Origin of the sequence: Thioalkalivibrio sp. ALMg9 (assembly GCF_000380625.1) — a bacterium.
GTDB lineage: Bacteria > Pseudomonadota > Gammaproteobacteria > Ectothiorhodospirales > Ectothiorhodospiraceae > Thioalkalivibrio > Thioalkalivibrio versutus.
In genome coordinates this window covers 296800-304728 of the sequence record NZ_AQYC01000006.1, presented here as the reverse complement: position 1 = coordinate 304728, position 7929 = coordinate 296800, and the positions used below count along the sequence as shown (strand labels likewise).

Sequence of the window (7929 nt, the reverse complement as noted above, 5' to 3'; positions counted from 1 at the left end):
CCTCCCCGTTGTCGTCGCGCCGAGTGGAGAGGCTTTTCGCGGGAGAAAAGGCGCTGGATGTCTGAGCGAAGCGCAGCGTAGCGAGTTCAGCGCCGCCCGCGAAAAGCCTCGGAGCGAGGGAAACCCCGGCCCGCTGCGCGGGCCGGGGTCGCGGCAGTCGGGCGTGTTTCTTGGGTACTTCTTTGCACGAGCAAAGAAGTACCTCGCGGTGCGCTCGCGAGAGAGCGCGTGGCAGGCGGTCAGACGGAGCCACGTAAACTCCAGGTGCCGAACCATGGCCAGCCACAACATGGCAGGTGGTAGACCGAAGCCACCGTAAACACTTGATGATGCGCCATGATCGTGGACCGGACGGCGGGAGGACGAGCATGGTCGGCGGGAATGGACCGGTCAGGCGCGTGCCGGGGCGCGGGCGTCGTCGCGCCAGAGCCAGAGGATGGCGACGGTCAGCACCGCGATCACTGGCAGCATCGCCAGGTTCAGGCCATCCCAGCCCAGCGGTCGCAGTAGCGCACCGGCCAGCAACGAACCGGCGGCGACCAGGGTGAACACCGTCAGGTCGTTCACGCCCTGGACCTTGCCCTTTTCGCCGGCCGTATGGGTCGTGGTGAGCAGGGTGCTGCCGCCGATGAACAGAAAGTTCCAGCCGACCCCCAGCAGGAACAACGCCAGCCAGAAGTGCGCCAGCATCTCGCCATGCGCGGCGATGGCGACACTGAAAAGCACCAGGGCGTTGCCCATTGCGAGCACGCGCGTAAGCCCGAATCGCGTGATCAGATGGCCGGTGACGAAGGATGGCGCGAACATCCCGAGCACGTGCCACTGCATCACCAGGGCGACCTGGCCCATGTCGAAGCCGGCCTGGCGCATGGCCAGCGGGGTTGCGGTCATCAGCAGGATCATCACCGCGTAGCCCAGGGCGGCCGTCGTCAGCGCAACGACGAAGCGGCCCCGGGGCATGATCTCGCGCAGGGGGCGGGATATGGCACGTTCTGCTGCCGGGGGTGCTGGTACGCGCAGCCAGGCCAGCAGCAGCATGGCCAGCAGGGCCAGTGCCCCGAGCAGAAGGTAGGGACCGGCTTCCGGCGTCTGTGGCAGCAGGGCCTGGGCATGGTGGGCGTTCCACGGGCCGAGGAAGGCCGCGGCCACGCCCCCGGCCATAACCAGCGAGATGGCGCGCGGGCGGAAGGCGTCGCTGGCCACATCCGCCGCGGCGAAACGGTAGTACATCGCGAAGGCCTGGTAGGCGCCCAGCAGGAGATTGCCGAGCACGAAGATCCAGAAGGCCTCGGCGAATACCCCGACCGCGGCGATTGCCGCCCCGCCGAAGCCGCCGACACCCGCCCCCAGCAGGAAGCCTGTGCGCCTTCCGAAGCGTTTCATGAACAGCGACGCCGGCAGGGTGATGACCAGGGTCCCGATCATCATCGCGGCGACCGGCAGGGTGGCCAGCGACGGGTCGCTGGCCAGGCGCTCGCCGACCACGCCGCTCAGGGTCATCACGGTGACCGCGGCGATCAGGAACAGGGCCTGGCCGAGGGCAAGGATCAGGACGTTCGCGCGCTCGCGCGGGGTGGTCTGGCCGGACATGAGATTCCCTTCGGCATTGGGCCCGGGCCTCATGGCCCGGTTCGGGTAACTGGGTCAGCCGCGCGGATGGAACTCGAGCACCGCCGAGTTGATGCAGTAGCGCAACCCGGTGGGTTCCGGACCATCGGGGAAGACGTGGCCCAGGTGGGAGTCGCAGGCGGCACAGCGTACCTCGGTGCGCTCCATGCCCAGCGCGCGGTCGCGGTGTTCGTCGACGGCGGCAGCGGACACGGGGGCCGTGTAGCTGGGCCAGCCGCTACCGGAGTCGAACTTGGCCGCGGAATCGAACAGCGGCGCGCCACAGGCAGCGCAGTGATAGAGGCCATCGGCCTTGTGGTCGTTGTAGGCGCCGGTGAATGGCCGCTCGGTCCCGCCCTCGCGGGCGATGTGATACTGCTCCGGTGTCAGGCGGTCGCGCAGTTCGGCGTCGGTCGGGCGTTGGGATGAGCTCATGCAATCTCCGGGTTGATGCTATTGTTTGCGAACCGAGAATGGGTCTTCCGGTGGACCGGGAAAATTATCCCCGGTTCTCGGCCGGGTGGCCAAAGACTGGACCGCTGGAGGTGGTCGTGGGTTGTCCCGATTGCGAACGTATCGATCTGCTGCCAGCGGCCTCCGGCACTCTTTACCTGGCACCGGTGCTGGCGCACACCCGCGCGGCCCTGCGCCAACGCATGGTGGACGAGCAATTGCCCTGCGCAGAGCCGAGCTCGGGCATCCTGGCCCTGCCGGTCAAGGGTGCCGGCGGGCTGGGCGAGATGCTGGTGCGGCTGGAGCAGGCCCTGAGCAGCTCCGAGCAGGCCGGTTGCCGCGCGACCTTCGTGCCGGAAGGCGAGGACTTCGGGCTGGCGCATCTGCAGGACACCCACCTGCTGTCGACGCTGATTGCGCGGCACAATGCGCGCGACCTCTCGGCGATCCTGGCCAACGACACCCTGGACTTCCACTTCCAGCCGATTGTGCATGCCGCGAACCCCACCGAGGTCTTTGCCTACGAGGCCCTGGTACGCGCCTCCACGCCGGGCGGTGACATCATCCCGCCGCTGGACCTGTTCAAGACGGCGCGCAATGCCGAGCTCCTGTTCCATCTGGATCGTTCCGCCCGGATCAATGCCATCCGTCGCGCCAGTGAGCGCGGGGTCCGTAGCCATCTGTTCATCAACTTCAACCCGACCGCGATTTATGACCCGGCCTTCTGCCTGGAAACGACCGTGCGCGAGATCATGTCACGCGTGCCAGGCCAGCCGGGGCCCGCCGGCTTCGTTTTCGAGGTGATCGAGAGCGACCAGGTCAACGACATGGAGCACCTGTCGCGGATCGTCGAGCGCTATCGCCGCGCCGGGTTCCAGGTCGCCCTGGACGACCTGGGGGCGGGGTACGCATCGCTCAACATGCTGTCGCAACTGCGCCCGGATTTCGTGAAGATCGACCGCGAACTGGTCAGCGGGATCGACCAGGACATCTACCAGCAGAAGATCCTCGAAAAGATCATCGAGCTGGCGCGGGATCTCGATATCCGGGTCGTGGCCGAGGGCGTCGAGACCGTGGAGGAATGGCGCTGGCTGAAGGAGCGCGTGGATCTCTGTCAGGGCTACCTGTTCGCGCGCCCGGCCGCGGAGCCGCCGCTGCCGAACCACCCGGAGTCCTGACTACCCATCCGTTCTACCCCCGGGCGTTGGCGGTCATGGGTCCGAATCGGTGCAGAAGCACAAACAGGGCCGGAATCACCACCAGCGTCAGAACGGTCGCAGCCAGGATGCCGCCGATGATCACCGTGGCAATCGGCGAGAAACGTTCGGCCCCGACGGCCATCTCCAGGGCCAGCGGCAGCATCCCGGCGATGGTGGACAGGGCGGTCATCATGATCGGACGCATGCGGGTTTCCACCGCCTCGGTGACGGCGGCGTAAATGTCCCGGCCCTCGGCCAGTCGGCGCCGGGCCAGGTCGAGCAGGATGATGCTGTTGTTCACGACGATGCCGATCAGCAGGACGATCCCGAGCAGCGCCGGCATGGATACGTACTTTCCGGCGATCAGCAGTGCAGCGACTACGCCGATGAACTGCAACGGAATGGCGGCCATGATGATGACGGGGTGGGCGAAGCTGCGGAACTGCACGACCAGCAGCAGGTAGACGGCCAGGGCGGCCAGCAGCAGCGCCCGCATCATGTGGCCACGCGCCTCGTCGAAGTCTGCCTGCTCGCCGGCCAGCGTCGCCGGGTAGCCATCCGGGGCGGCGAAGGTGTCCAGGCGCTGCTGGACGTCGGCCACCACCTCGGACAGTGGACGCCCCAGATGGAAGCCGAGGATGTCCAGGGTCCGCTGTCCGTTTTCCCGCGTGACGATGCGCGGACCCAGGGTGTGTTCAAGGCTTGCGACCTCGCTCAGGGCGATCGGGCCCTCGCGGGTGGGCAGCAGGATGCCCTCCAGGTCTTCCGGATAGCGGCGGTCCGATACCTGGTAGCGCACGACCACGTCCAGATCCCGCTTCGGCGGCTGGCGGAAGCGTGTGGCCACGGCGCCGTCCATGGCCTGGTGCACCGCGCGGGCGGTCGCGGTGCCGGTGAGGCCGAGCTCGGCCGCGCGGTCATGGTCGACCCGGATCCGCACCTCGGGGGTGTCGAGGGCCCAGTCCTTGTACAGGTCGGTAATGCCGGGGATGCCGGCAAGATGGTCCAGCAGCTCGCTCGCCGTGCGGTCCAGGGTTTGCGCCTGCTCGCCACTGATCCGGGCGATGATCGGGGCGGCGGTTGACGAGCGCGCGGTGCCGCCGAGTTCCCGGGGCACGGCGAGGGTCACGCCCGGGGTGGCCTCCAGGCGCTGGCGCACGTCGTCCATGATCTCCCACTGTGTGAGGGAACGTTGCGTCCGCGGCACCAGCGTCACCGTGATCTCGGCCTGGTTGACGCCCATGGCGCCGCGGTCGCCCATCGAGCGGGCGCCGGCTTCGTGGCCGAACTGGCTGCTGACATCCACGACGTATTCATGTTCGGCCAGATACCGCTCGACGGGTTCCAGGGTTGTCAGAGTGGTGTCGAGCCGGGTTCCCGGCGCCATGTCGACCAGAACCTGGAAGCTGCCCGAGTCGAAACGCGGCAGCATCTCGCTTCCGGTCATGCGGAGCATGCCCAGGCTGAGTGCCAGGAGTACGACCGCCACCACCAGCGTCGCCAGCGGACGATGCAGTGCCAGGGCAAGGACGTCCAGATAGAGGTTGCGGACCCCTCGCGCCGGCGCCTCCAGGGTCTCCCTCCAGCGCGGGGTGGTGGTCGACGTTGCAGGGCGCAGCCAGTAGGTGGCCAGCAGCGGGATCAGGGTGACGGCCATCACGAACGACGCGCCGAGGGCGAACGCCAGGGTCAGCGCCAGCGGACGGAACAGCTCGCCGACAAAGCCGCCCATGAACGTGAGAGGCAGCAGTACGCCGAGGGTGGTCAGTGTCCCGCCCAGCTTGGCGCCGAAGACCTCGCCGACCCCCTCGATGGCCGCCTGGCGCGGGGGCTGGCCCTCTTCGTCCAGGTGGCGGTGGATGTTCTCGAGGATCACGATGCCGTCGTCGACCAGCAGGCCGATGGCCAGGATCAGCGCCGACATGGTGACCATGTTCAGATCCAGGCCGGCCAGTTGCATCAGGCCGAAGGTCGCCAGGAACGCCGCCGGAATCGAGAGGGCGATGATCCCGGCCTGACGGAGGTCGGCGAGAAACAGCAGGACGATCACCATCGTCAGGGCGATGGCGATCATCACGGTCTGTGTCATGTCGGCGATGACCTTCTCGGTGAACACCGAATCATCGTCGGCGACGACGATGTCCAGCTCGGGCGTGGCGTCGCGCAGGGGGGGCAGCGCCTCGCGGACCCGCACGGCCACCTCCACCGTGTTGGCATCGTCCCGGCGCAGCACCTGCACGGCAATGGCCGCCCGGCCGTCATGACGGTAGGCCGAGCGCGGCTCACCGGGCTCCAGACGGATACGGGCGATATCACCCAGGCGCACCCGGGAATCGCCGTCCGCCTCCAGGATGAGCCCGCGCGCATCGGCCTCGCTTCGCAATGGCTCATCGAACCGCACGACGCTCTCGAGTTCACCGATGCGGACGCGTCCGCCCGGCGCCATGAGATTCCAGTCGTCGAGGGCCTCCAGTACCCGGGACATGTCGATCCCCAGGGCCTCGGCGCGCTCGGGGTCGAGGGCAACATGCAACTCGCTCTTGTGCCCCCCGACCACGTCGATCGCGGCGACACCGGGGATCCACTCCAGGGTTTCGCGGACGGCGTTATCGGCCTGTTCGCGGATCGCGTAGAGCGGCAATGTGTCGCTGGTCAGGGCGATGGTGATGATCGGCTTGTCGGCGGTGGAGAACTCCAGGATCTGCGGTTCTTCGATGGTGGCGGGCAGGTCGGGACGCAACCGTTCGACGGCGTTCTGGACGTCCACTGCAGCCAGGGCGCTGGTGATGCCGTAGTCGAATTCCACGCGCGCCACGGACAGCCCGGTCTGGCTGGAGGAGCGGATCCGGGTGACGCCGTCGAGGCTGGCAAACTCCTCCTCCAGCAGGCGTGTGAGTTCGCGGTCGACGTCCAGGGCCGCCATGCCGGGGTATGCAGTGATGACCGTGACAGTCGGCGGATCGGTGTCGGGAAACAGCTGGACGGGCAAATCGAAGCGCGCCTGCAGGCCCAGGATCAAGGCGGCCGCCAGAAGGGCCAGCACCGTGTGCCGGTACCGCAGGAGGCCTTCGACCCAGGTCATCGGTCGCTGTCGTCCACGGCCTGCACGGGCCCCCCGTCGCGGACCCGCCGATCCGGGGTCACGATAATGCGGTCACCCGGGTTGATGCCCTCGAGAATCGCCTGTTCTCCATTCGGCAACGACCGTGTCACCACCTCCGTGCGGTATGCGTGTCCGTCTTCCAGCCGATAGACCCATTGGTGATCGGCGTCGCTCCGGACCGCATGTGCCGGTACCCGGATGACCGGGTCCAGATGGTCTAGGACGACCCGGGCCTGTACGGCCATGCCGGGGCGCAACGCCTCCGGCGGGTCGGGCAGGCGTGTCTCGAAGCTCCCGCTGCGCCGGCCGGCATCCAGTGTGGGGTGGACCCGGTCCAGCCGGGTCGTCACGGTGTGTTCCAGGGCGGGGATGGTCAGCTCCACGGCCAGACCGGGTTGGAGCAGCAGGCTGTCGCGCTCCGGCACGCGCAGGACCGCATGCAGGCCCTCGAGGCCGACCAGCTCGATCAGGGGCTGCCCCGAAACCGCCAGGTCGCCGGGGCGGACATGGGTGCGCCGCACCTGAGCGGCGAAAGGGGCCCGTTCCGTCGTGTATTCCAGGCGTTTGCGGGTCAGTTCCAGCGCCGACCGATTTTCGCGGAGCTGGGCCTCCAGTGTGGCGACGCGCTGGCGAGCGTCGTCGAGTTCGCTTTCCGGAATCAGGCCCCGGGAAAAGAGGTCCTGCTGGCGATCGAGGTTGCGCCGGGCGGTTGCACGTTCTCCGTCCAGGCGCTGATCGGCGGCCTCTCGCTGCCGGACCTCCAGGCGGGTCTCGTCGGTATCCATACGCACCAGGACGCCATCCGCCTCGACCCGGTCCCCGGCATTCAGGGGGCTTTCCCGTACCTGGGCCGTGACCCGGGCCGAAATGGTGGTCTCGTCATGGGTCTCGATGCTGCCTCGGTACGCAGGGCTATAGAGTGTGACTCCGGTAGGTTCCGCGGCGATCGTGGTGACGGCCGGCGGTGGCACGGTGCGTGCGGCCTCGGGCGAAAACCGCTCCGACAGCCGGTCCGCCGCGCTCCAGACCGTCACCAGCACCACCCCGCCCAGCGCGAGGAGGCCCAGGGTCCGCCGAAGACCGCGACGACCGGATGGAGTCCGGGATGCGTTCATGTTGTGCTCAGCGTTTTGGGGCGTCTTCCGGCGACAGGGCGCTGACCACCTCGTCCCGGAATGCGCTGTGGCAGGCGATGCAGGCATTTACGAGCCTGCCGTGGTAGCGGATGGACTTGTCCAGATCCTGGTCACGCGCCGCGTCGGCAAGCCCTTCGGCGGCACCGTGCACTCGTTGATCCAGCGCACGGAACTCGCTGACCCGGGACCCTACTGCCGACAGGACACGGCGACGTTCGCCGAGCGAGGGCTTCGGATGATCTGCGATCGCCTCGGCTGCCTCGGTGATGGCAGTGAAGTCCTCGACGAACAACGCGGACTGGACCCGGTTCATGTCGTCCGTGAGCCCCTGCATCACGGACTGGAAGGTATCGGCCGACGCAGTGCTAGCCAGGGGCATGGCGAGAACGGCGACGACCAGGGTGGCACGGGTGAAGGACATATCCAGTCT

6 protein-coding genes are annotated in these 7929 nt (G+C 67.9%); 1 reads left to right on the top strand and 5 read right to left on the bottom strand.

Annotated features, from left to right (window positions below):
- Positions 1–390: 390 nt before the first annotated feature.
- On the bottom strand, positions 391–1590 hold the full coding sequence (locus F792_RS0103565; protein WP_018168402.1) for an MFS transporter: 1200 nt from the start codon (positions 1588–1590) through the stop codon (positions 391–393).
- Between the two features lie 54 nt (positions 1591–1644).
- Entirely contained in the window at positions 1645–2043 is a 399-nt protein-coding gene (gene msrB, locus F792_RS0103560) for a peptide-methionine (R)-S-oxide reductase MsrB (protein WP_018168401.1), read from the bottom strand.
- 116 nt (positions 2044–2159) lie between these two features.
- Here msrB and F792_RS0103555 point away from each other — a divergent pair, with 116 nt between their 5' ends.
- A complete protein-coding gene (locus F792_RS0103555) occupies positions 2160–3239 on the top strand; it encodes an EAL domain-containing protein (protein WP_018168400.1) in 1080 nt (359 codons plus the stop codon).
- Positions 3240–3252: 13 nt separating this feature from the next.
- On the opposite strand, the gene F792_RS0103550 is transcribed toward F792_RS0103555, so the two are convergent.
- Genes F792_RS0103550 through F792_RS0103540 form a run of 3 tightly spaced genes read right to left on the bottom strand, consistent with a single transcriptional unit; the run spans position 3253 to position 7920 of the window.
- Positions 3253–6342, bottom strand: coding sequence for an efflux RND transporter permease subunit (locus F792_RS0103550; RefSeq protein WP_018168399.1), 3090 nt, complete (start codon positions 6340–6342; stop codon positions 3253–3255).
- On the bottom strand, positions 6339–7478 hold the full coding sequence (locus F792_RS0103545; RefSeq protein ID WP_018168398.1) for an efflux RND transporter periplasmic adaptor subunit: 1140 nt from the start codon (positions 7476–7478) through the stop codon (positions 6339–6341). The genes F792_RS0103550 and F792_RS0103545 overlap by 4 nt, the downstream gene beginning before the upstream one ends.
- A 7-nt stretch (positions 7479–7485) precedes the next feature.
- A complete protein-coding gene (locus tag F792_RS0103540; protein ID WP_018168397.1) occupies positions 7486–7920 on the bottom strand; it encodes a cytochrome c in 435 nt (144 codons plus the stop codon).
- Between the last annotated feature and the right edge of the window lie 9 nt (positions 7921–7929).